The sequence below is a fragment of the Lacipirellula sp. genome (assembly GCF_965279485.1).
Lineage (GTDB): Bacteria > Planctomycetota > Planctomycetia > Pirellulales > Lacipirellulaceae > Lacipirellula.
The window spans coordinates 4,323,163-4,345,524 of the sequence record NZ_CBDIIC010000002.1; the positions used below are offsets into that span (position 1 = coordinate 4,323,163).

At 63.0% G+C, this 22,362-nt stretch carries 17 protein-coding genes and 2 tRNA genes; 11 read left to right on the forward strand and 8 right to left on the reverse strand.

What is annotated here, in order from left to right; all coding sequences use genetic code 11:
- The first annotated feature begins 94 nt into the window (after positions 1-94).
- From ACQY7R_RS24775 to ACQY7R_RS24790, 4 genes are all read left to right on the forward strand, one after another.
- Positions 95-1,144: a TIGR03032 family protein gene (locus ACQY7R_RS24775; protein WP_428308232.1), complete on the forward strand. Its 1,050-nt coding sequence runs from the start codon at positions 95-97 to the stop codon at positions 1,142-1,144.
- The gene (gene uvsE, locus ACQY7R_RS24780) at positions 1,145-2,065 is read left to right on the forward strand and encodes a UV DNA damage repair endonuclease UvsE (protein WP_428308233.1); all 921 of its coding nucleotides are present in this window, start codon (positions 1,145-1,147) and stop codon (positions 2,063-2,065) included.
- Complete coding sequence (locus tag ACQY7R_RS24785; RefSeq protein WP_428308234.1) at positions 2,062-3,525, forward strand: cryptochrome/photolyase family protein; 1,464 nt, start codon at positions 2,062-2,064, stop codon at positions 3,523-3,525. Before uvsE ends, ACQY7R_RS24785 begins: the two co-directional genes overlap by 4 nt.
- A 201-nt stretch (positions 3,526-3,726) precedes the next feature.
- Positions 3,727-4,920: a DUF6268 family outer membrane beta-barrel protein gene (locus tag ACQY7R_RS24790; RefSeq protein WP_428308235.1), complete on the forward strand. Its 1,194-nt coding sequence runs from the start codon at positions 3,727-3,729 to the stop codon at positions 4,918-4,920.
- Positions 4,921-5,100: 180 nt separating this feature from the next.
- Here the strand turns inward: ACQY7R_RS24790 and ACQY7R_RS24795 are convergent, their stop codons facing one another.
- Both ACQY7R_RS24795 and ACQY7R_RS24800 read right to left on the reverse strand, forming a co-directional pair.
- Positions 5,101-7,530 carry a sodium-translocating pyrophosphatase gene (locus tag ACQY7R_RS24795; RefSeq protein WP_428308236.1) on the reverse strand — a complete coding sequence of 810 codons (2,430 nt, stop codon included), beginning with the start codon at positions 7,528-7,530 and terminating at the stop codon, positions 5,101-5,103.
- A 330-nt stretch (positions 7,531-7,860) separates the two neighbouring features.
- A complete protein-coding gene (locus ACQY7R_RS24800; RefSeq protein WP_428308237.1) occupies positions 7,861-8,670 on the reverse strand; it encodes a class I SAM-dependent methyltransferase in 810 nt (269 codons plus the stop codon).
- A 232-nt stretch (positions 8,671-8,902) separates the two neighbouring features.
- On the opposite strand from ACQY7R_RS24800, the gene ACQY7R_RS24805 reads away from it, so the two are divergent.
- Positions 8,903-9,463 (forward strand): peroxiredoxin, encoded by a 561-nt coding sequence (locus ACQY7R_RS24805; RefSeq protein WP_428308238.1) that lies wholly within the window; start codon positions 8,903-8,905, stop codon positions 9,461-9,463.
- A gap of 185 nt (positions 9,464-9,648) precedes the next feature.
- Here the strand turns inward: ACQY7R_RS24805 and ACQY7R_RS24810 are convergent, their stop codons facing one another.
- Complete coding sequence (locus tag ACQY7R_RS24810; protein WP_428308239.1) at positions 9,649-10,575, reverse strand: hydroxypyruvate isomerase family protein; 927 nt, start codon at positions 10,573-10,575, stop codon at positions 9,649-9,651.
- Positions 10,576-11,312: 737 nt separating this feature from the next.
- Between ACQY7R_RS24810 and ACQY7R_RS24815 the strand changes: the two genes are divergently transcribed.
- The 3 genes from ACQY7R_RS24815 (at position 11,313) to ACQY7R_RS24825 (ending at position 14,259) form a co-directional block, all read left to right on the forward strand.
- Positions 11,313-12,380 carry a prepilin-type N-terminal cleavage/methylation domain-containing protein gene (locus ACQY7R_RS24815; RefSeq protein ID WP_428308240.1) on the forward strand — a complete coding sequence of 356 codons (1,068 nt, stop codon included), beginning with the start codon at positions 11,313-11,315 and terminating at the stop codon, positions 12,378-12,380.
- Positions 12,381-12,650: 270 nt separating this feature from the next.
- Entirely contained in the window at positions 12,651-13,634 is a 984-nt protein-coding gene (locus ACQY7R_RS24820) for an alpha/beta fold hydrolase (RefSeq protein ID WP_428308241.1), read from the forward strand.
- Between the two features lie 16 nt (positions 13,635-13,650).
- Positions 13,651-14,259 (forward strand): pyridoxamine 5'-phosphate oxidase family protein, encoded by a 609-nt coding sequence (locus tag ACQY7R_RS24825; RefSeq protein WP_428308242.1) that lies wholly within the window; start codon positions 13,651-13,653, stop codon positions 14,257-14,259.
- A 106-nt stretch (positions 14,260-14,365) separates the two neighbouring features.
- On the opposite strand, the gene ACQY7R_RS24830 is transcribed toward ACQY7R_RS24825, so the two are convergent.
- Positions 14,366-15,157, reverse strand: a complete 792-nt coding sequence (locus tag ACQY7R_RS24830; protein ID WP_152097491.1) for a Nif3-like dinuclear metal center hexameric protein — start codon at positions 15,155-15,157, stop codon at positions 14,366-14,368.
- Between the two features lie 332 nt (positions 15,158-15,489).
- Positions 15,490-18,108, reverse strand: coding sequence for a hypothetical protein (locus ACQY7R_RS24835; RefSeq protein ID WP_428308243.1), 2,619 nt, complete (start codon positions 18,106-18,108; stop codon positions 15,490-15,492).
- Positions 18,109-18,189: 81 nt separating this feature from the next.
- Between ACQY7R_RS24835 and ACQY7R_RS24840 the strand changes: the two genes are divergently transcribed.
- Positions 18,190-18,906, forward strand: a complete 717-nt coding sequence (locus tag ACQY7R_RS24840) for a sugar phosphate isomerase/epimerase family protein (protein ID WP_428308244.1) — start codon at positions 18,190-18,192, stop codon at positions 18,904-18,906.
- Positions 18,907-19,321: 415 nt separating this feature from the next.
- On the opposite strand, the gene ACQY7R_RS24845 is transcribed toward ACQY7R_RS24840, so the two are convergent.
- A tRNA-Val gene (locus tag ACQY7R_RS24845) sits at positions 19,322-19,395 on the reverse strand.
- Between the two features lie 247 nt (positions 19,396-19,642).
- Between ACQY7R_RS24845 and ACQY7R_RS24850 the strand changes: the two genes are divergently transcribed.
- A tRNA-Ala gene (locus tag ACQY7R_RS24850) sits at positions 19,643-19,715 on the forward strand.
- Positions 19,716-19,853: 138 nt separating this feature from the next.
- Positions 19,854-20,915 (forward strand): tyrosine-type recombinase/integrase, encoded by a 1,062-nt coding sequence (locus tag ACQY7R_RS24855; protein ID WP_428308245.1) that lies wholly within the window; start codon positions 19,854-19,856, stop codon positions 20,913-20,915.
- Here the strand turns inward: ACQY7R_RS24855 and ACQY7R_RS24860 are convergent.
- Together ACQY7R_RS24860 and ACQY7R_RS24865 are read right to left on the reverse strand one after the other, a co-directional pair.
- Positions 20,878-21,294 carry a helix-turn-helix domain-containing protein gene (locus ACQY7R_RS24860; protein ID WP_428308246.1) on the reverse strand — a complete coding sequence of 139 codons (417 nt, stop codon included), beginning with the start codon at positions 21,292-21,294 and terminating at the stop codon, positions 20,878-20,880. The two genes, ACQY7R_RS24855 and ACQY7R_RS24860, sit on opposite strands and share 38 nt — an antisense overlap.
- Before the next feature lie 645 nt (positions 21,295-21,939).
- Positions 21,940-22,245, reverse strand: coding sequence for a hypothetical protein (locus ACQY7R_RS24865; RefSeq protein WP_428308247.1), 306 nt, complete (start codon positions 22,243-22,245; stop codon positions 21,940-21,942).
- Positions 22,246-22,362: the final 117 nt, after the last annotated feature.

Genomic DNA, 22,362 nt, shown 5'->3' on the forward strand with positions numbered 1-22,362 from the left:
ACGCCGGCCACTCTGTCATTCTGAGCGGAGCGAAGAATCTGGAAGTTCGTTTGAGCTGCTGCAACCCGCCGGCGATTCTCGCTACACTCGAACCATGCCCACCTCGTCCCGCCGCCGCTTGGCCCCGCCTCCGATCGTCGCCGCCCGCCCGATCGAACTGCGGGTGCTCGGCGACTTCGTCGAGTGGCTCGCCGCGAGCGGCGGCACGCTCGCCGTGACGACGTACAACTCGGGGAAGCTCGCCCTCTTCTCAGCGCCTGACGGCACGCTTACCGCCAGCTACTGCTCGTTGCCGCGGCCGATGGGATTGGCAGTAAGCGGCAATCAATTGGCGGTGGCGACGCGCGACCATCTCTGGCAGCTGGAGATCGGCAGCGACTCGCTTGAGCACGCTGTCGACCGAGCCGAAGTACAGACCATCACGCCCCGGCAAGTAAACGCTACCGGCAGGCTCGACGCTCACGACCTCGCATTCGATCGCCGCGGCCTGCTGTTCGCCAACACGCGATTCAACTGCGTCGCGCGGCCGAGCGAACATGCCAATTTCAAGCGGACATGGCAACCGCCATTCATGGCACACGCGTCAACAGCAGCGTCGACCGATTGTTGTCACCTCAACGGCATCGGCGTCCGCGACGGGCGGCTCGCGATGGCAACGGCATTTTGCGAACGCGCCGAACCAGCGGCGTGGCGTGCGGGCGATCGATTCGCATCGGGCGTGCTACTCGACGTGCGTCAGAATCGAGTCGCGGTCCGCGGGTTGAGCATGCCGCACTCGCCCCGTTGGCATGATGGGCGGTGGTGGCTCTGCGATTCGGGCCGCGGCGCCCTCGCGACCGTTCACTTGAAACGCGAGACGTGCGAGCCGGTAATCGAACTCCCCGGCATGACCCGCGGGCTGACGTTTGTCGGCGATCGCGCGATCGTCGGCCTGTCGCGCATTCGCAAGCGGCACATTCTCGACGCGCCGCCGGTTCGAGAACGTTGGCCGCGGCTCCGCTCGGGCATCGCGGTCGTTGACTACGCGCGTGGCGTCGAAACCGGCTCGCTCGAATTCGTCCGCGGCGGGCGCGAGGTCTACGATGCGGCGTTCTTGCCGGGCGTCACCGCGGCAACATTCTCAACTGAAGCGGTAGGCGCCTAAATGGCAACGAAGCAGGCGTCCGCAAGTTCCCTACGGCTGGGGCTCTGCTGCCAGTTCGTCGACGAGCCGATCAAGTTCCGCACCACCACCGCGGCCGTCTGCCAAAAGCTCGCGCCGGTGGCGCGCGACTTAAAACTCTCGGAGATCTGCCAAGCGAACGCCGACGCCCTTTTCGCGGCGATCGAGTGCTGCCATCGCCTCGGCATCGGCGCGTTCCGCGTGAACAGCCAGATCTTGCCGGTGAAGACGCATCCGGCCGTTGGCTACGACGTGACGAAACTGCCCGGCGGCGCGGCGATCGTCGAGCGGTTCAAAGCCTGCGGCGCGCGAGCGAAGGAACTCGGTGTCCGCACGTCGTTTCATCCCGATCAGTTCGTCGTACTCAGCTCGCCGCGCGAGGATGTGGTCGACCGATCGATCGAGGACATCGAGTACCAGGCCGAGGTCGCCGAGTGGATCAACGCCGATGTGGTGAACATCCACGGCGGGGGGGCGTACGATTCGCGCTCGGCTGCGCTCGAACGCTTTGCCCGCAATCTCGGCCGACTGTCGGAGCGGGCTCGCACGCGGCTTACCGTTGAGAACGACGATAAGATCTACACGCCTGGCGAGCTGCTGCCACTGTGCAAGGCCGAGGGGATCCCCCTGGTATACGATGTGCACCACCATCGCTGCTGCCGCGACGAGCTGACGGTGGAAGAGGCGACCGAGGCGGCGATCGGCACCTGGAACCGCGAGCCGATGTTTCATCTCTCGAGTCCAAAAGAGGGTTGGAACGGCCCGGGCCCGCAACGGCATCACGATTTTATAGACGTGGCGGACATGCCGGCCTGCTGGTTGGGGCGAACGCTGACGATCGAAGTCGAAGCGAAGGCGAAGGAGCAGGCCGTACTGCGGTTGCGGCGCGAGTTGAACCCATGACCAAGCCACTCACTATCGTCTGGTTCCGCCAAGATCTCCGCATCGGCGATCAACCGGCCTTGCGCCGCGCCGTCGACCGCGGCGGCGTGATTCCCGTCTACATCTGGGCGCCCGAGGAAGAAGGCGACTGGCCGCTCGGCGGGGCGTCGCGGTGGTGGCTCCACCATTCGCTCGCCAGTCTCGACGAGCAACTGCGGCAGCGCGGTTCGCGGCTGATCATCCGTCGCGGCCCGACGCAGGAAACGCTCGACGAACTCCTCGAACAGACGGGCGCCACCGCCGTCTACTGGAATCGCCGCTATGAGCCGGCGGCGATCGAACGCGATAAGCAAGTGAAGGCGGCGCTCCTCTCGCGCGGAGTGCAGGCTGAGAGTTTTAACGGCTCGCTGCTCCACGAGCCGTGGACGATCACCACGAAGCAGGGGGCGCCCTACCAAGTCTTCACGCCGTTTTGGAAGGCGTGCCTCGGCGCCAACGTGAAGCACGAGACGCTCGCCGCACCGCGCGAAGTCGCGGGCCCGTCGAAGTGGCCGGCGACGCTCAAACTCGCGGAGTTAGAGTTGTTGCCGACGATCGCTTGGGATGCAGGATTTGCGAAGGCGTGGGAGCCAGGCGCCCCGGCGGCGGAGCGGCGGCTGCACGAGTTCGTTGGCGAGGCGATCGCCCGGTACCGCGAGGATCGCGATCGGGCTGATATCGAAGGTTCATCGCGGCTCTCGCCGCACCTGCACTTCGGCGAGATCAGCCCGCGGCAGATTTGGGCGGCCGTCGAGAAGGCGTTGGAAGCCTTAAAAGAGAAGTCGACGAGCGGCGCCTCGAAGACGCGGCAAAGCGCCGAGGTCTTCTTGAAGGAAGTCGGCTGGCGGGAGTTCGCGTACCACCTGCTCTACCACTTCCCGCAGACGCCCGCCGAGCCGCTACGCGAACAGTTCCGCGGCTTTCCCTGGCGGCGAAGCCAGAAAGACCTCCGCGCGTGGCAGCGCGGGCGAACGGGGTTCCCGATCGTCGACGCCGCGATGCGCGAGCTGTGGACGACCGGCTTCATGCCGAACCGCACGCGGATGATCGTCGCGTCGTTCCTCACGAAAGACCTGCGGCTCACCTGGCTCCGCGGCGCCGAGTGGTTTTGGGACACGCTCGTCGACGCCGACCTCGCGAACAACACGCTCGGCTGGCAGTGGACCGCCGGCTGCGGGGCCGACGCGGCGCCCTACTTCCGCGTGTTCAACCCGACGATGCAGGCCGAGAAGGCCGACCCCGACGGCGAATACATTCGCCGCTGGGTGCCCGAACTCGCCAAGCTGCCGACGAAGTGGCTGCGCGAACCGTGGACTGCGCCTGAGGAAGAGTTGGCAGCGGCGGGCGTCGAACTGGGGAAGACTTATCCGCGGCCGATGGTTGATCACCATGAAGCTCGCGATGCGGCGCTGGCTGCTTATGAGCGGGTGAAGAAGTCGTGAACTTCGACGCGTGCTGCTAGCAGCTTCTAGCCCCGGGCTCCGCCCGGGGGTGAAGTCGCGTCGGGGCTACGATTGCCGGCGTGGTGAGCGACCCCCGGGCGGAGCCCGGGGCTAGATGCGGCAATCTCCATTGTTGCTCTGCTGGCGTGCCGGTACTCTCTCGCCTCGTACGGATGCGGTGCGGCGAAGTGGAGTCAGCGAGTGTCGAAGCGTTTGGTCACGAGGGTCCTGCAACTGGCCCTTTGCGCTGCGCTCGATCTGGCGGAGGCTGGCGCCCAAACGCCCGCCAGCCCGGCGAACCCTTCCGCTCAATCACCGCCGAACGCCCTGCTCTTCACGCCGCCAGAGCTTACGCCGCTGCCGCCCGTCGAGGATGAGGCAGCGGTCGGCGACTATGCCCTTCTGGAAGAGGCCGACGCGCTGCTCGCGGAAGAGACGCTCGCCGAGGGCGAAGAGGTCGACGGGACGCTCAGTGATTCGCTTCGCAAACGCGCGAAGTCGAAGGGCATCCTCGGCGGAGGATCGCCGGTCGCGCTGGGCGGATTCTGGTCGCCGCAGGTCGACGTTGACGGGCAAGCGTCGCAACTTGCGATGAACGCCGAGTTCGCTCGCGTCTCCCTGCCACTCGCGATGCCGGCGGAAGGCAAGCCGCTCTGGATCGGGATCGCGAAGCTTGATCGGCTCGAACTCGCCACTGACGCGATCCTGCCTGATTCGGGCCAGCGCGTGCCGAGCCAGCTCTGGTCGGTGCAGACGGGCGTGATGAACATCCACCCGCTGGCGAGCGGCGCCACCGTTGGCGGCACCGCGATGTTCGGCTCGGCGAGCGACCAGCCGTACGCGGCGACGCGCGACCTCACGCTCACGGCGATCGCCTTCTACAACAAGCCGGCGAAGAACGAGCGGGACGATTGGAACTTCAGCATCTTCTACTCGCCGACGTCGCAGCTGCCGTACCCGCTGCCAGGCGTGGCGTACGTGTGGCGGCCGAGCGAGCAGTTCGAAGCGAAGATCGGCCTGCCACCGGCGCTCGACTATCGGCCGAACGAAGATTGGCAGTTCACGGCGACCTACATGCCGCTGACGAACTTCGACGCACGGGTGCGGCGGACTATCAGCGAGGATTTTTCCTTGCTCGCTTACTATCGCACCAACAACGAGACTTATTTCCTCGCTGATCGTCTTGAGGATGATCAGCGATTCTATGTGTTCGATCAACGCGCCGCCGTCGGGCTCGAGCGGGCGCTCTTCAATGGGTTTACGCTCGAGCTAACGGCGGCGTACTTATTCGATCGTCAGTTGTTTCAAGGGACGAGCTTTACGGATGATCGGACCGACGAGGTCGAGTTCGATCCGGGGTTGGGGTTGTCGTTTCAATTGCAGTGGCGGCGTTGAGCTTTTCTCTAGCCCCGGGCTCCGCCCGGGGGTGATGTCGCGTTGGGGTTACGGTTGCCGGCGTGGTGAGCGATCCCCGGGCGGAGCCCGGGGCTAGAGGCACACGCAGCGTCAAACGAAAATAGCCCCGACCTAGCTAGGTCGGGGCTACTTGGTGTTATCAATCGAACTTGTGCGCCGCTACGCCTGCGGGATCCGCATCGCGTAGAACGATCGCCACACGAAGACTAGCGCGATCGCAAGCAGCACGGCGCCGATCGCGCTCGTGTAGTCGCGAGTCCCGCTGGCGTGGGCCGCTTCCTTCATCTTCACCGCGATCTCGACGGCCAGCAGGCCGAACAGTGTCGAGAACTTGATGATCGGGTTGAGGGCCACGGAGCTCGTGTCTTTGAAGGGATCACCGACCGTATCGCCGATGACGCTCGCCTCGTGGAGCGGGGTTCCCTTTTCCTTGAGATCGACCTCGACCAGCTTCTTCGCGTTGTCCCACGCACCGCCGGCGTTCGCCATGTAGATCGCTTGGAACAGACCGAACACGGCGATCGAAACGAGGTAGGCCACGAAGAAGTTCGGATCGAAGAAGGCGAAGGCCAGCGTGATCGCCATCAGGGTGATGAAGATGTTCCACATCCCCTTCTGGGCGTACTGCGTGCAGATCTTCACGATCGCCTTCGAATCTTCGATGTCAGCCTCCTTCTTCGTGAGGTCCATGTTCTTCTTGATGTACTCGACGGCGCGATAGGCCCCGGTGGTGACCGCTTGCATCGACGCGCCGCAGAACCAGTAAATGACGGAGCCGCCGGCCATGAAGCCGAGCAGCACCGGCGCGTCGGTGAGGCTCAGCCGCAGGTACCCTGCCCTGCCGAGCAGTAAGATGATCGAGAAGATCATCGTCGTGGCGCCGACGACCGCCGTGCCGATGAGCACCGGCTTGGCGGTCGCCTTGAACGTGTTGCCGGCCGAGTCGTTCGCTTCGAGATAGTGCTTGCCCATCGTGAAGTCGGGCTCGAAGCCGAAGTCGCGTTTGATCTGCTCGTGAATGCCGGGAATGCTTTCCGTTTGAGCGAGCTCGAAGATCGACTGGGCGTTGTCGGTCACCGGGCCGTAGCTGTCGACGGCGATGTTTACCGGGCCCATGCAGAGGAAGCCGAAGGCGACGAGGCCGAAGGCGAAGATCGAGCCGACGCCGACCTGACCGACTCCGGATTGCAGGGTGACCGTCATCAACTCGTCGAGGCCCTGCAGGCTAACAAAGTAGGCGCCCGCCATCAGCCCTGTGATCAGCATGCCGTTCCAGAAGGCGCTAAAGTTACCCGCCACGATGCCGGAAAGGATCGTGAGTGAAGGGCCGCCCTCGCGGGAGGCGGTGACGATCTCGTGGACATGCTTCGAGTGGGAACTGGTGAAGACTTTGGTGAACTCGGGAATTAGCACCGCGGCCAGCGTACCGCAGCTAATGATCGTTGCGAGTTGCCACCAGAGCTGCGGCATTGGCTTGTCGCCGACGGAGATGTCGCCGATCAACAGCCAGCTCATGCCGAACGAGGTGGTGATGCACAGGATCGCCGCGATCCAGATCAGGCGAGTGAGCGGGGCTTCGAAGTCGAACTCCTTCAAGCCGCGGTACTTCGTTTCGGAGATCGATTGGTTGATGAAGTAGGAGACGCCTGACATGAAGTCCATCAGGAACCGCATCGCGAAGAGCCAGACGATCAGCTTCGCTTGGATGTCGACGTTCGGCACGGCGAGGGTGATGAACGCGATCAGCGCGACGCCGGTGACGCCGTAGGTTTCGAAGCCGTCGGCCGTCGGGCCAACCGAGTCGCCGGCGTTGTCGCCCGTGCAGTCGGCGATGACGCCCGGGTTGCGGGGATCGTCTTCCTTGACGTTGAAGACGATCTTCATCAGGTCGGAGCCGATGTCGGCGATCTTCGTGAAGATGCCGCCGGCGATCCGCAGCACCGAGGCGCCGAGCGACTCGCCGATTGCGAAGCCGAGGAAGCAGTAGCCGACGATCTCGCGGGGGAGGAACAGGAGGATGATCACCATCATCACCAGTTCGAGCGAGATCAGGAACAGGCCGATCGACATGCCGGCGCGGAGAGGGATGTTCACCACGTCGAGCGGTTCGCCCCGCAGCGAGGCGAACGCGGTGCGGGCGTTGGCGTATGTGTTTACGCGGATGCCGTACCAAGCGACCCAGTACGAACCGATCATGCCGATGATCGAGAAGAGGAGCACGAGGCCGGTCGTCTTGAGCGTCTCGTCCTGCAGCTTGAGGAAGTAGTAGGCCATCGCCGCGGCGATAATCAGGAAGAGCAGGATGAGAAACTTGCCCTGCTGAATCAGGTACGTGCGGCACGTCTGGTAGATGATCTCAGCCACCTTGAGCATCGACTCATGTGCTGGCAGCATCGCGATCTGCCGGCGGAGAAACAGGCTGATGCCAAGCGTGCCGCAGATAACGAACGAGCCATAGAGCAGCAGGTTGTAGCCAGAGATCTCGTTGCCGAAGATGACGAATCGACCCTGGTGGAGATCGGGGATCGCCAGGTCGGCTTCGCTCGCCCAGAGGGAGCCGGCGTTGCAGGCGATTAGAGCGATCGCCAAGAGGGCTCGTTGGGCCCAGCGTGTAAAGTTTGTTGAAGATGCAAATCGACGAAGCGGAACATCACCGGCGACCTGAGTCGCCGCACGGGGGTGGGTCTCTGCGGAGGTCGTGTGCATTGAATCGAAGCCTTTCATAGCTCGACGGGTGCGTGCCCCAGAATGGGGACAGAGAAGCCTGAGCAACAAAGAGCGCGCTCAATCAATAGAAAAGGAGTCATGGCCAAGCCGCGTTACAGTTTAGAACACAAGGGCCAATGCGCCGCTAATGTAAGCGATCCGCGAGCAATTGCCTACTGCATTGGCGGGCAAATTCCTTTGTTGCCCTTCGGCTCAGGCTCGCGCTGTGATCAACGTCTGCAGCGAGCCGAAGAAGAAGTTCTCCTGCCGCGGGAGGAACCGCTTCGACCGCGGATCGCCGATCTCGGCCAAGCGGGCGGTAGTTGCTGCATCGAGGCGCCCGCTCGCTTGTTCAGCCAAGTACTTGAGATAGAGTTCCACATATCGTTCGAGCGGCTCGTCGACCGGCGGTTGCCGCTCGACGAATACATACTCGCGCTGCAGGTCGGTGAAGCCCGCCTCGGCCAGCAGCCGCGAGGCGAACCGCGGGAAGTAAGTGCCGATGTAGCTGTCCTCGTCGCCGATCTCGCGATGCTCCGCTTGGCGGACGGCGAGCTCGAGATCGGGCGGCCAGGAGAGCATGATCGAGTGGGCGTTGTCGGTCTCGAGGATCGCCAGCGTGCTGCCGGCGCGGAGGACGCGGCGGAACTCGCGGAGGGCGTGCGGCAGGTCGGGATAACTCTGCATGCTGTGGGCCGAGAAGATGCCGTCGATCGTAGCGTCGTCGAACGGCAGCCGATCGACGTTCCCTTCGACCAGCCGAACGCGACCCGCTTCGATCTGCTCAGCTAGCCGCGCCTCGGCCGCTGCGAGGAACGCGGTCGACGTGTCGAGTCCCACGGCGACGCCGCGCGGCAAGCGCTCAGCCAGCAGCCCCGTGAAGAACCCGTCGCCGCAGCCGGGGTCGAGGATAGACTCATGCTCGCGCCACGGCAGCCGGGCGATGATCGCGCGGAAGTCAGCGGCGAGGGCCTGGTGGAGGGCGTCGAGCCGTCCGGCGTAGTCGGGCAGCGTGTCGTTCATGGCCGGGAGCCTTGGTGTTGAACCTTTCGACAGAAGCAACTGTCGAACGGCAACTTCCGTACCGCGTGCCTGGAGAGGTTCGCCGCGGCCCGCGGCAACTGGTCCTCCCGCACCGTCGCCGGTAGAGTGAAGGGGCAACTTCGTCCCGCCCCGTATGTTCGCCATCGCCCACTGGCAGGCGGACGACCGTGCCAGTCCTAGCGGCGATGGTTCCCACCTTTTGGAGGCTCTCATGTTACGGTTCCTCTCCCTCACTCTTTGTGCCGCGCTGCTTGCGGCGACTGCCATGACTGCTTATGCCGATGAAACGAAACCGGTCGACCTGAAGGTCGGCGACAAGGCCCCCAAGTTCGCTGGCGATAACGACGAAGGGAAAGCTTGGAAGTCGGACGATCATGTCGGCAAAAAGATCATCGTGCTCTACTTTTACCCGAAGGACATGACGCCGGGCTGTACGAAGCAAGCCTGCACCTATCGCGATATGCAGAAGGACTTCACTGGCAAGGACGTCGAAATCATCGGCGTGAGCGGCGACTCGGTCGAAAGCCACCAGAACTTCAAGAGCGAGCATGAGTTGAACTTCACGCTGCTGGCTGATCCTAAGGGCGAGATTGCCAAGGCGTTTGGCGTGAAGCTGCTGAGCAACAGCCCCGACTCGATCGTCACCTCGCGTTGGACCTTTATTATCGATGACGAGGGGAAGATCGCTTACAAGAACGATAAGGTCGATGCGGCGAAGGATCCGGAGACGGTGCTCAAGGTGATTGAGGAACTCGAAGCGAAGGGGGGCTGAGGCCGGCTTCGCTGGTGAGTTGGTGAGCACGCGTTTAAGTGAGTAAGTAATAGCAGCCCCGACCTGGCTAGGTCGGGGCTGTTCTTTTTTTGGTGATTTGCTGCGTTTGGGAATCCCTCCCCTTGCCCCTGCCTTCGAGGGAGGGGGATTATTTCACTCGCAACTCGCAACTCGCAACTCGCAACTCAAAAATCATCCGCGGCGCGGTAGGCCTCGATGAGCGCGATTTCGCCTTCTTTGCCGCCGATTGATTTACCGTGCTCCATGCCGATGACGCCGTTGTACCCCTTCGCGTGGAGGTGCTTGAAGATGTTGCGGTAGTTGATTTCGCCGGTGCCGGGTTCGTTGCGGCCGGGGTTGTCGCCCGATTGGAAGTAGCCAATTTCGTCCCAGGCGAGGTCGATGTTGGGGATGAGGTTCCCTTCCTGAATTTGCTGGTGGTAGACGTCGAACAGAATCTTGCAGGCGGGGCTGTTGACCGCGCGGCAGACTTCGTACGCCTGCGGAATCTTGTGGAGGAAGAGCCCGGCGTGGTTGGTCCACCAGTTGAGCGGCTCAAGGACCATCACGTAATCGTGCGGCTCGAAGACGGCGGCGCATTCGCGGAGGAGATCGACGCAAGCGGCCGTTTGGTAGCCCCACTCGACGTTGTTGTCGTAGCCGTCGGGGACGACCGTCATCCACTTGGCGCCGACGCGCTTGGCGACGTCGACGCTATCTTTCACGTCTTGTACCACCTTAGCGCGGCCTTCCTTGTCGTCCTTGCGAACGAACGACTTCGCGCCGAAGTTGCCGTGCGCGACGAAGACGCCCATCGTCATGCCGAGGTCGGCGAGGGTCTTGCCGATCTTCTCTTGCATCTCGACCGACTGGCCCTTCATGCCGTTGTCTTCCCAAGCAGTAAAGCCTTGGTCGGCGGCGTACTTCAGTTGGTCGAGATAGTCCTTGCCGGCGTGGTTTTCGAACATGCCGGGATGGGGGGCGTACTTCAGCTTGAACTTCGTGCCGGGGGCGACGGAAGGTTTGGCGTCGGCCGCGACGGCGGTGCTGATGGCGCCGAGCGCCGCGGCACTGGCGGCTCCGCCTTGGACTAGGAAATCTCGCCGCTGCATGTGTTGGTACCTCGATCGGTGATGGCTGTGTTGTTGCGAACGCTGGGCGCTCGCAACGCCATTGTAAGCAGTGGCGGCGCGGACTGCGATTGGCTGCGGGTGGCATGTCGTCGCGGAGCGTCGACATGCTGAAGCACGCTGGAGTCTTCGCGAAGGTTCGGCATGCTCACGCCTTGAGGGGCGAGAGCATGCCCCCCGGTTTGAAGAATCGGGGGCTAAGGAAAACGGACGCATGGCTGAGAATTGGGGATTGGCGCGGGGAGGAGGGAGGGGCGACGTGGTTTGAGTTTCGCTCCGGCGGGTCGTTGACCCGCGGTTACTGGCGGGGAGCGGGGGGACGCGGGACGGCAGCTGGGCGGGCGTTTGTTTGAGCGTGGAGCGTTGCGGTATAAATAAGATTGCATTGCCGGCTTCGAAAGATTACGTTGCCGGGAGGTCGGCCGTCTGGAACAACGGCGACCCTTTTCCTTGGAACGGAGAATGGGGCGATGCGTACTCTTTTCATGGCTTCGGCATGCGCCGAAAGCGTCTGGCACGCGGTTGTGCACTCGGGCGAGAGACCACTGCGCTGGGCGTCAACGCCCTAGCGGCGGCGGTTGGCTTATCGCGTGGGGCTGTTGGGATGAGCCCCGTTCTTTTTCGTTCTCTCTGAACGTTCTCTCGAAACGCTGCGAAGCGTGCTGCGCGGTTGGCAAGCATGCTCGCAAAAGTTTGGCCAAGAAACGGCAAGGTACGCCATGCGCAGGGGAATCGGGCGAGGTGCGCTGACGCTGATCGAATTGCTGGTCACCATGACCATCATGGCGATCATCGCCGCGGCGATTCTGGGGACTGCCGCGGCCGCGATCGAGAGCGCGCGTGTGCGGCGAACGCAAAGCACGATCGCGAAGATTCATGAATTGATCATGGAACGTTACGCTTCGTACGAGACGCGGCGGATCGACGTCGACCCGAGCATCACTCAGGCAATCGACCGCTGGGTTGGCGAGGCGACGAATCCCGAGGACTATCGGATGCGTTCGCTCGCTCGCGGGCAGATGATCGCCGACGCGCGACTATTGGGATTGCGCGAACTGATGAAGATGGAGATGCCGGAACGTTGGGGAGACGTGCGTTACGAACCGCAAATTCTCTCGCAGGCGCCGCCGCTCACGCACGTGTATCGGCGTTACTACGCACAGACTCAACAGTCGGTTGTCAATGAGGGGTTTTCGGAGCTCGGCGAGATGCTGTACATGGTCGTGATGACAGCCACGGGCGACGGGGAGGCGCGGGCGCAATTCTCGAAGAATGAAATTGGCGACGTCGACGGCGACGGCGCTCGCGAGTTCATTGACGGTTGGGGCGAGCCGATCGGTTGGCTTCGTTGGCCCGCCGGGGTCGTTTCCGATCGCCAGCCGCTCAATCCGGACGGCACGCGGCCGGGCGAAACAGATCACGATCCGTTCGATGCGTTTCGGCGAGATTCGCCGTCAGTCGTTTGGCCGCCGCTCGAATGCTACCCGCAAACGGGGCCCCGTCACGGCAATTTTCAACGCACCTACTATCTCAATCTGCGCAAGCGGATGGAGACGGCGGCTAGTCCGGGAAAGTCGTACCAGACCGCGTATCGGTTGACGCCTTGGATTGCTTCGCGGCATGGTAAGTTTCGCTACTTCATCCTAGGGATCGATGAAGAAGGAAGGACGAACTATCCGCTCGATCCTTACTTGGCGGCGTATGGATCCTATCAGCAGGGGTGCGTCGATCCTGATTTTCCTGACGAGAGCAAGAGCAACATCACGAACCACCAGATGGATTACTAGCGCATTCCGCATACTCGTCGTAGCGCCGCGCGCGACAGCGTTAGCTGGAATGGTTGCCGACCCCCGGGCGGAGCCCGGGGCTAGACACGGGACCGGCTGCGTTGCTCGCCGCTGTCGGCTTGGACTGCGGTTCAGTGCAGCGATGGATTCGAGACTGCCTTCTGTGCGTTTCGCGCAGAACGGCTACAATGCCGAGCGTGTTCCTGCCTGCCGGGTGCGTCCGCACCGGGCGTTTGATGTTGATCCCACCACTTGTTGCACGAGGCGATCATGCCTGCTCGGCGAAACTTCTTGCGCGTTGCGTTGACTCTTTGCGTGGCCTTGGCGGGAGCGACGGCTCCGGCAGTTGGCGCCGAACCGGCGGCGGCGAAGGCTGCCGATGTGGAGGTGCGGTACAAGACCGCGAAGGTCGGCGATCTCGATATTTTCTACCGCGAGGCGGGGCCGAAAGATGCGCCGGCGATTTTGCTGCTGCATGGGTTTCCGACCAGCTCGCAGATGTTTCGCAACCTCATTCCCGCGCTCGGCGACAAGTATCGGGTGATCGCGCCCGACTACCCTGGCTATGGGCATAGCTCGATGCCGAGCCATGACAAGTTCAAGTACACGTTCGACAACCTGGCGAACGTGATCGACGAGTTCACGGCGCAGGTTGGTTTGACCAAGTACGCGCTCTACGTGCAGGACTACGGGGCGCCGATTGGGTATCGGTTGGCGTCGAAGCATCCAGAGCGGATCAGCGCGATCGTCGTGCAGAACGGCAATGCGTACGAGGAAGGCATCGACAACGATTTTTGGAAGCCGGTGAAGGAGTATTGGGCGGCGCCGGAGAGCAAGGAGAAGCGGGACGCGCTGCGGGCGCTGCTGACGTACGACGCGACGAAGTGGCAGTACACCGAGGGAGCGAAGGATTTGGAACTGGTGAGCCCCGACGGCGCGGCGGAGGATCAGTTCTTGCTCGATCGGCCGGGGAATGACGAGATTCAGTTGGATATGTTCCTGAGCTACGGCAGCAACCCGCCACTGTACCCGGGCTGGCAGGAGTATTTCCGCAAGCATCAGCCGCCGATGCTGATCGCGTGGGGGAAGAACGACAAGATTTTCCCGGCCGCGGGCGCTGAGCCCTACAAGCGGGATCTCAAGACGCTGGAGTTCCATCTGCTCGATGCGGGGCACTTCGCGCTGGAGACGAACGGCGACGAGATCGCGGCGCTAATGCGCGAGTTCCTCGGCAAGCACGTGGGTTCGAAGTGAGCGACGGAGACGTTCGATGGAACGCGAGTTTGCGAGCGACGTCGCCTTCACCCCGGCGGTGAAGGCGATTCAGGAGGCGAAGGGGTCGCGGCGGAGCTACGCGCGGATGGAGGAGAGCGGCGGGTGGCAGACGGCGGTGACGCCCGACCTCGTCGAGTACTTGTCCGACCTCGACATGTTTTACTTGGGGACGGCGAACGCGGCGGGGCAGCCGTATATTCAGTACCGCGGCGGGCCGCCGGGTTTCTTGAAGGCGATCGACGAGCACACGCTCGGCTTCGCCGACTTCGGCGGCAATCGGCAGTACATTACGCTGGGGAATCTCGCGGAGAATCCGCACGCGTTTTTGTTTCTGATGGATTACGCGAACAGCCGGCGGGTGAAGCTATGGGGCACGGCACGAGTGGTCGAAGGGGACGCGGCGCTCGAGAAGCGACTCGCCGATCCGGCGTATCCTGGGCGCGTGGAGCGGGCGATTTTGTTCACGCTCGAGGCGTGGGACGTGAACTGCCCGCAGCATATCCATCCGCGGTATTCGCAGCGGCAGATCGCTCCGGTGATTGAGCAACTGCAGGGGGAGATTGCGGAGTTGAAGGCGGAGGTGAAGCGGTTGCGGGGGGAGTGAGTGTTTAGCCCCGGGCTCCGCCCGGGGGTGGCGTTGCGCGAGGCAGCGCTTTGCGAAATGGATACCGCCCCCCGGGCGGAGCCCGGGGCTAGAGGTACGGCGGCGCTTAGATCACTTGCACCGGATCGCGTTCGCTGCGGCTGGCCCAGACGTGGGCGTCGGAGAATTGGTCGGTGAGGTAGTCGGCCAAGGACAGCAGCGCGAAGCGTTCGCTGGCGAAGTGGCCGGTGAGAATGAGGCCGACTTCGCGGGCTTCGGCTTCGAGGATCGTGTGGAACGTTGCTTCGCCGGTGACGAGGACGTCGCACTCGGCGGCGATCGCGGCGTCGAGGAACGAACCGCCGCTGCCGCAGGCGATCGCCACGCGGACGATGGGCGCCTCGGCGGGGCCGGCGAGCTTCACGCTTTCGACGTTCAGAAAACCCTTCGTCCGTTCGGCAAGTTCGCGGCGCGTGAGCGGTTCGCCAATGAGGCCGCAGCGGCCGGAGCCTTCTTCGGGGTCGCCGCTGAGGGCGGGCTTCAGCGGGGCGATTTCTTGCAGGCCGAGGCCGATGGCGAGGTGCTGATTGATGCCGGCCGAGGCGGAGTCGAACGCGGTGTGGGGGCTGTAGACGGCGATCGAGTTGCGGATGAGGTCGAGCAGCAGGCCGCCGACGGTGGTATCGGGGGTGATCGTGCGGACGGGTTGGAAGGGAAGCGGATGATGCGCGACGATGAGGTTCGCACGCTGCTCGATCGCTTCCTTCACCGTGGCCGGGGTGACGGTGAGGCAGGTCATCACGCGGGCGGCGGGCCAAGCGGCGTCGCCGACGAGCAAGCCGACGTTGTCCCACGACTCGGCGAGTTCGAGGGGAGCGAGCTGCTTAAGGACTTGGGCGATGTCACCGACCGTCGGCATGGCGACTTTCCTGGATTCGGCTTTCGTGCTGCTATGAATTTGAACCGCCAAGGACGCCAAGGGACGCCAAGGAATACGGGGATTTTAGCATGATTGCGTTGGGGGGACGACCGGCGCGTTTGCTGGGAGCTTGAGCGCCCCGTTTTATTACTGCGTGAAGCGGGAGCTGGTGGCCGCGTGAGCATCACCGCGGTGAATATTCTGGCTCCCTCACCCTTGAGGGGAGGGCTGGGGAGGGGGTAGATCGCTGGTACCCGCTGCCGTCACCCCTCCCTAACCCTCCCCCTCAAGGGGAGGGGACCTTCTCAGTGGGGCTCCGGCAGAGCCCGCGGCTATTGCTCTACCTTGAAGCGGTGGTTGAGGACTCGCGAGCCGTCGTTTTCTTGGGCGCGGAGCCAGAACTCGGCGCCGATGAGGTCTTTGCCGTCGGGGTAGCGGTAGATTTTGATGTCGGGGCTTTCGCCGAGGCGGGTGACTTGGGCCCGTTGGCGGCGGCGGCCGGGGGCGTAGAGCTGGCACTTGAAGTCGGCCTGCTCGGGGTTGTAGTTCACCATTCGCTGCTCGACCACCAGCGTGCCGTCTTCTTCGAGGCGGGTGTAGGTGTCGAGTTCGAGCTGATCGTCGCCGACCTTGAGGTCGCGGTAGACGCTGAAGCGGTACTGCCGGTCGGCGTCGACGATGAAGTCGATCCGCACCGTCGAGAGGCCGCCGCTGGCGTCGAACGGCAGCGTCACTTGGATCGGTTTCGCGTAGGTTTCGCCGGCGGCGAGTTTGAAGTCGCTGCGACCGGGGGTGATTTGCCAGCCTTCGGGGCCGGTGATTTCGATCGTGCCGCTGACGCCCTGCGGGAACGAGTTGTGGAGGTTCAACTTGTTGTTGTGGGCAGCGCCGAAGACGCTGGGAATGTTCTTCAGTGCGAAGCTGGTGTCCATCCGCCACTTGGCGATCGCGGGGTTGATGCCGAGGACGAAGCGGGGCAGGCGGTCGACGGCGATGATTTGCGCTTCGCCGCGGCCGGCGGGATGTTGTTCGCGGCCCCAGACGTCGAGGACGTGGAGATCGTCGCCGAGGTAGGCTTCTTCTTCACAAGGTTCGTCGCCCCAGACGACCATCATGAACTCGCCCGACGCCATTTCGAAGATGCGGTTGTGGCTGCCGTTGGGGAGGTCGATGTGGCCGATGAACTTGGCGCCGCCGAGAAGCGACGCGGTGGTGCGCCAGGGGAGGAAGAGGTCGGTCGGCGTGCCGGCGTCGCTCATTAGGCCTTGTTGATCGTCGAACGGCCGGGCGACGAAGATGCCGTCGGCGGCGTTGATTTTGGCGGCGAGCATTTGCTCGACGAGGTCGCGGGCGCGGGTTTCAAGGCCGTACTGCTCGCGCGAGAGCGGTTCGACAAGCACCCAGCGGCGCATGCCGGTGCGGCTGGGTTCTTCGAGATAGGCGGCGAGTTCGGGACCGGTGAGCGACGGCGTGGCGCTCATTTGCTCGAAGCTCCAGGGGAGCTGGCCGGTGGCGATCGTTTCTTGCGTCCACTCCCAGCCGATGCCGAGGTTCACTTCCTGGCCGAAGCGGAAGAGCTTTTCGCGGAGGTCGAGCACTTTGGCTTGCAGGCCGGGTTCGGCGGAGAGGCTGGGGTCGTCGTCGGCGCCGAGTTGCCACCAGCGGACGCGCATCGAGAGCCGCGTGAGCACGGGATCGAGCAACGGCAGCCAGACGGAGGAATCGACGGCGAAGGTGTCGGCAATTGCGGCGTCGCCGCTGAGCCGGCGGGCGAATTCGGAGTTTCCGGGGGGGCGATCGAGCACGCCGACCGATTCGACGTCGGCGGCGGCGAGGCGTTCGATCAGCATCACCAGTTCGTCGCCGCGGCGGGCGTCGGCGGGATCGTACCAGACCGGCAGCTTCACCCAATTGATGGCGGCTTGCGGCAGCAGCTTCGCGAGGTCGTCGAACTTGAGCGGGATTTCGTCGCCGGCGAGCGACCAGCCGAACTCGCCCCCTTCGGGACGCGCGAGCGGCGGGGCGACGACGATGTTGATGACGTCTTGCTTGAGCAGGCCCTGGTCGGTCGCCATCGAGACGCGGACTTTGTAAAAGCCATGCTTGCGGATCGGCGGCTTCCAGACGGTGCGGCCGGCGTAGGCGGTCCGCTCGCCGCTGGCTGATTCGACGATTTCCGACGCCTTGCTGCGGCGCTCGGTGATCAGGCGGCCTTCGAACTGCACGCGGCTGCCGTCGAGGCGTTGGCTGCTGGCGTCGAGGAGTTCAAACAAGATGTCGGGGTCGCTGTCCATGATGCCCGAGAGATCGCAGAGGACTTCGACCTCTTCGGGGCTGGAGTAAACGTTGAAGGCGCTGTTGCTGCCGATCGTCATCCGCGGGAGCCGGCCGAGCCAGACGTTGGCGAGCGACGCTTCGCCGGAGAGGTCGGTGAGTGCGCCTGGTTCGACCACGAGCGCGACGCGGGCCAGTTGGACGCGCGGATCGGTCGGGCTGACGGGACCGAGGTTGCAGTCGACCCAGCCGTCGGTGTTCTGGAACCAGGGGCCTTCGACGGTTTCGATGACATGCTTTTGGTCGTCGCAGAATTCAACGCGCAGCTGCACGCGGGAATGTTGCAGGCCGCGGACGCGGAGCTGCGATTCGACTTTGTAGCCGAAGGTTTCGGAAACCGATCCGCAGGGGCTGAGGAGCATCGCTCCGCCGCCGTTCACTTTGACCGTGAGGCAGTTGCCACCGGGGGCGGTGGGATCGGCGACGAGGCCGGCCTCGATGTACTTCGGCATACCGACGCCGAAGACGCGCTGCCAGCGATCGGGCCAGCGGTCGTAGTTCAAATCCCAGCCGGGGCCGAAGTCGCAGGCAAAGACCTCGACCGTGTCGGGATGGCGCGACTGGGTCGCGGTCGTCCCGAGAAGGGCTAGAATCAGCAGTGCGGAAAGCGGCGACATATCTAACCACGGGGAGCGGCAGTGATCGGCGTACGGATTGCCATACAGACGAAATGCCTGGCGCAGCCGCTGAGGCAAGCATTGCACATTGCGGGGAATTTGCAGGCCGAAGGGGTGCAGATTGACCTCCGCCAAGAGCTCGCCGTCGCCGAACTTTCGGACACCGCCCTCCGCCAGCTGCGGAAGATGCTGGATGATCTGAATTTGCGGGTTGGCTCGGTCTCGTTCCCCACGCGGCGGAGTTATGGCAATCCGGAGCAACTCGAGCGGCGGATCGAGGCGACCGTCGCCGCGATGCAGGGCGCCGGGCGGCTTGGCTGCCGGGTGATCGTGCTCACGCTAGGCCCCTGCCCTGCCCCGGAGTCGGCCGAGCGGGCGACGCTGCTCGAAGCGCTGGGGACGCTCGCCGTGCAGGGAAATCGGCTGGGGGTGGAGATCGCGCTGCAGTCGACGGCGCCGGCGGAAGAACTGCAGAACCTGCTGGGCGAGTTGCCCGATGGGGCGATCGGGCTCGACCTCAACCCGGCGGACCTGGTGCTCGTCGGGCAGTCGCCGCGGGAGTTCGCCGAGCGGCTGGGCAAGCATGTGGTGCACCTAGCGGCGAACGATGCGGTGCGTGGGTTTGGTTCGACCGGCGGCGGCGAGGTGGAGCTAGGCCGCGGGGCAGCGGATTTTCCGGAGCTGCTCGGGATGCTGGAGGAGTATGGCTACCGCGGTTGGGCGACGATCGAGCGGCGACAGTCGCGGCATCCGGCAGTGGATGTGGAGAATGCGGTGGCGTTCTTGCGGGCGCTGTGAGGCGGGCGCGCGAGTGTTCGGGGTACGCGCGCGGGATGGGGGCCGCATTGGACTGGTCGCTTAAGCGACCAGTCCGAAGTTCGTTTGGGGCGCCAATCGAAGGGTAGGCGCCGAGCAGCGCAGCACAGTTCACGCGATGGCGCGAGCGGCTGGGAATCCGGCACGGAGCAGAATGCATTGCGTGCGGAAACGAAACGGCAGTGACCCTGGGTACGCCAGACTACTTCTTGCGATGGCGGATCTTGGCGCGCATCCGTCGCTTCTTGCGACCTTGCTTCCGCCGACCCTTGCCCGACTTCTTTGTACCCAAAGGAAAGCTCCGATTCGTAGGTCAGGCGCGAGGCCTGACGGGTGGAATAGGTCAGGCTGGCGGCCTGACTAATGTTTTGTGTCAGACTGAAAGTCTGACCTACAGTGGGCGATACAGGGCTCGAACCTGTGACCCCCAGCTTGTCGAGCTGGTGCTCTAGCCAACTGAGCTAATCGCCCTGAACCCCGCCGCTTCGCAGCAGCTGGGTGGAAGTCCCGAATTTTAGCACGCGATCGCGGAGGGCGAAAGGGTGGTCTGGGGGCGGGGTTTTGAAAGTTTTTTGGCTCGAACGCCAGGAACGCGCGGCATGGGAGGCCGCATCGGACTGGTCGCTTCAGCGACCAGTCCGTGGGGCGGTGCCGATCGAAGGGGGCTGGCGGCGTGGCTGGACAGCGGTTGTTTTTGGTCCTAGAATTCGGGTCTCTTGGGGCGGTAGCTCAGTTGGGAGAGCGCTGCGTTCGCAATGCAGAGGTCGAGGGTTCGACTCCCTTTCGCTCCACTAGAATTAAAGCTATTTCACGATAGCCACTTGTCAAAGCCGTGTAGAAAATACACGGTTCAAACCGTGTAGAACACACGGCGACGGGTCGGGATGTACCGTCTTTTCCGAGCTACCCTTGGCTTGGAGGACATCCCTATGCGACTCGCGAAACCATGGCTCCGTAAGTCCACCGGCACGTGGCACGTCTGGATAAACAACAAACAGGTTTATCTGGGCAAGGATGAAACGGAAGCATTCAAGACGTATCGCCGCTTGCTCAACAGCGACGTTCCTAAGGACGCCACGGTCCGCCTTGTCATTGAACGGTACTGGAACACGGTTAAGGATGAACTGGCCGAATCAACGCTAAAGCGTCGGCGGCCAATCCTGCAATCCTTTAGCGACTTCGTGCCGGCCACCTTAAAGGTGGCGAAACTGAAGCCGCTTCACGTCCAGAACTGGTTGAACGAACACAAGTTCAAGAAACTGCCGGTCAAGGGTAAAGGCAAAACCGGCAAGTGGGTCGCGGGCAAAAAGCTGATTAGCCCCACCACGAAGGGGGACTACATCACGATGCTGAAAGCCGTCTTTTCGTGGGCGGCGTCGATGGGCTACGTGGACGATAACCCACTCCGCTGGATGAAAAAGCCGACGCCAAAGAAGCGCGAGGACTTTATCGAGGCGGAGTTGTGGCCCAAAGTCGTCGGACTGGCTTTGGACCAGCCGTTCCGGGACTATCTCACAGTCATGCTCAACAGCGGGGCCCGGGCCACCGAAATGCTGACTTTCGAGGCGGCCCACCTCACCGGGAGTCGGTTCATTCTCCCGATCGACAAGAGCAAGGGGCGGAAGCGTCAGCGGGTGGTCTACATCCCGGATAGCATCCTGCCTACGGTCAAGCGGCTGGCGAAACAGTACCCTACCGGTCCGCTGTTCCGTGGTCCCACCGGCGAGCCATGGAATAAGGATTCCATCCGCGGACGGTTCAAGCGGCTACGAACCAAACTCAAAATGCCGAAGCTAACGCCCACCACGCTACGCCATTCCTTCGCTCACCATCGCCTATCGAGCGGGCAGGATTCGTTGATCGTGGCAAACCTCATGGGACACGTCGACACGCGAATGGTGGCGACCCGCTACGGGCACGTTGGCCAGAACGCGAAGCTGTTGCAAGCGGCGGCTAACGCAGTCGAGTCCCCTCGTATTCCAACGCCTTAGCTAGATCGGCGGGTTTGATCCGTACGGCCTTCCCCGCTCGCGAAACGGGGAGGCCGTTCTTTATGATCCGATAGATGGTGCGTTCGCCGATGTTGAATCGCTTCGCCGCTTGCTTCACCGTCAGCAGTTCCGGTTCAGTCCCATCGTCGGAACATCGTTCCAGGGCTGCTAGGGCGTCCGCTAACGCTCCCCGGGCTTCCCGCAACGTTTGGGGAGGGACAAGGGTACGCACAACGTCTCCGCAGCCCTCTGCGACATAGTGCTGCTGAGCCTTGACGAATGCCACGGCCAGCCCCGCCACGTCGTCGGGTTCAGATTCGTTGATTGCGGCGCGTGCTGCTACGCCTTCAACGTAGGTGCCCAATTCACGAAGGGTCATGGCGTCCTCCTAACCGGGATGCCAACCACTGGTGTGTGCGGGTCCGTCCACGGATAAAAGTTCGTAGTGGTCACACGGAAAGCCAGTCGCCCGTTGCCGAGTATGTAGTTGGACGTTGGAGGAAAGTTCAATCTGCCATGCTCGCCGTAGTGCTGGATTGTCGCAGCATCACGGGCCCGCGCAGCTTCTACCTCTGAATCGAACGATCCGAGGTGCGTTTTCCTACCGTCCAACTTAATGTAGGCGTGCCACTTTCCGTACGCTTTATTCCATGACACACCATTGAACCGGGATGAACTTCCACGGTTTGACCTTCGATTCTGTTGATTCTGTTCCTGCGTGGCGAAACGCAGGTTTAACCGCGTGTTATCCAACCCACTCCCATTGCGGTGGTCAATCATCAGTTCACTGGGACCCATCAATAGGCGATGGAGACGCTGTTGTGTCTGGACGTAAGAAGCTCCGACAGGACGGCCGCCCACGTAGAAAGTCTCTGGCGTCTTTAATGGATACCACTTGAACCCGTCGCCAACCAACGCAGCGTCGTCAGCGTCCACGTAGGCAAACAGCCCTGGATACTTCCAACTGCTAAGCGGTATCGCAACGATGTCGCGAACCTCAATCAACCGCGAGTAATCGAATGAATTATCGTCGTCCAAGTTCTTCCTCCACCGCTTCCATGGTGCCGGGGGCGATGACAAGATCATCTTGGTAGCCCTCTTCAAAGTCATCCACGGTGTGGTTCTCCAAGGGGCGGAACTTAGAAACCGGCGTTGGAACGATCTTGCCGTTCTTGATATTCCAGGGCGTTAGGACCTCCCGCCAATTCTCCTGGATCATTTCTTCCGTGATGGGCGCGCCTTGAATGACACGTATGTCACGCGCCTTCAGGAACGCAATAACGTTCTCGCGGTGACGTACGTCGAGTGCTTGTTGTTCTTCGGGACTCATGTGGTGTGGTTCTCTGGGGTGCGCAATGTGGACTTCACGTGAGTGAAGATGCAGGGGGCGTGCCACTCGCCCCGATGTCTCGAAACACCCGAGAAACATAGGGGCAGCCGGTGGCAA

What these genes read in the sequence shown, in the direction of transcription:
- ACQY7R_RS24775 (WP_428308232.1), top strand. Translation starts at nt 95, where the DNA reads ATGCCCACCTCGTCCCGCCGCCGCTTGGCCCCGCCTCCGATCGTCGCC.
- uvsE (WP_428308233.1), top strand. Translation starts at nt 1,145, where the DNA reads ATGGCAACGAAGCAGGCGTCCGCAAGTTCCCTACGGCTGGGGCTCTGC.
- ACQY7R_RS24785 (WP_428308234.1), top strand. Translation starts at nt 2,062, where the DNA reads ATGACCAAGCCACTCACTATCGTCTGGTTCCGCCAAGATCTCCGCATC.
- ACQY7R_RS24800 (WP_428308237.1), bottom strand. Translation starts at nt 8,670, where the DNA reads ATGAACGACACGCTGCCCGACTACGCCGGACGGCTCGACGCCCTCCAC.
- ACQY7R_RS24805 (WP_428308238.1), top strand. Translation starts at nt 8,903, where the DNA reads ATGTTACGGTTCCTCTCCCTCACTCTTTGTGCCGCGCTGCTTGCGGCG.
- ACQY7R_RS24810 (WP_428308239.1), bottom strand. Translation starts at nt 10,575, where the DNA reads ATGCAGCGGCGAGATTTCCTAGTCCAAGGCGGAGCCGCCAGTGCCGCG.
- ACQY7R_RS24815 (WP_428308240.1), top strand. Translation starts at nt 11,313, where the DNA reads ATGCGCAGGGGAATCGGGCGAGGTGCGCTGACGCTGATCGAATTGCTG.
- ACQY7R_RS24820 (WP_428308241.1), top strand. Translation starts at nt 12,651, where the DNA reads ATGCCTGCTCGGCGAAACTTCTTGCGCGTTGCGTTGACTCTTTGCGTG.
- ACQY7R_RS24825 (WP_428308242.1), top strand. Translation starts at nt 13,651, where the DNA reads ATGGAACGCGAGTTTGCGAGCGACGTCGCCTTCACCCCGGCGGTGAAG.
- ACQY7R_RS24830 (WP_152097491.1), bottom strand. Translation starts at nt 15,157, where the DNA reads ATGCCGACGGTCGGTGACATCGCCCAAGTCCTTAAGCAGCTCGCTCCC.
- ACQY7R_RS24835 (WP_428308243.1), bottom strand. Translation starts at nt 18,108, where the DNA reads ATGTCGCCGCTTTCCGCACTGCTGATTCTAGCCCTTCTCGGGACGACC.
- ACQY7R_RS24855 (WP_428308245.1), top strand. Translation starts at nt 19,854, where the DNA reads ATGCGACTCGCGAAACCATGGCTCCGTAAGTCCACCGGCACGTGGCAC.
- ACQY7R_RS24860 (WP_428308246.1), bottom strand. Translation starts at nt 21,294, where the DNA reads ATGACCCTTCGTGAATTGGGCACCTACGTTGAAGGCGTAGCAGCACGC.
- ACQY7R_RS24865 (WP_428308247.1), bottom strand. Translation starts at nt 22,245, where the DNA reads ATGAGTCCCGAAGAACAACAAGCACTCGACGTACGTCACCGCGAGAAC.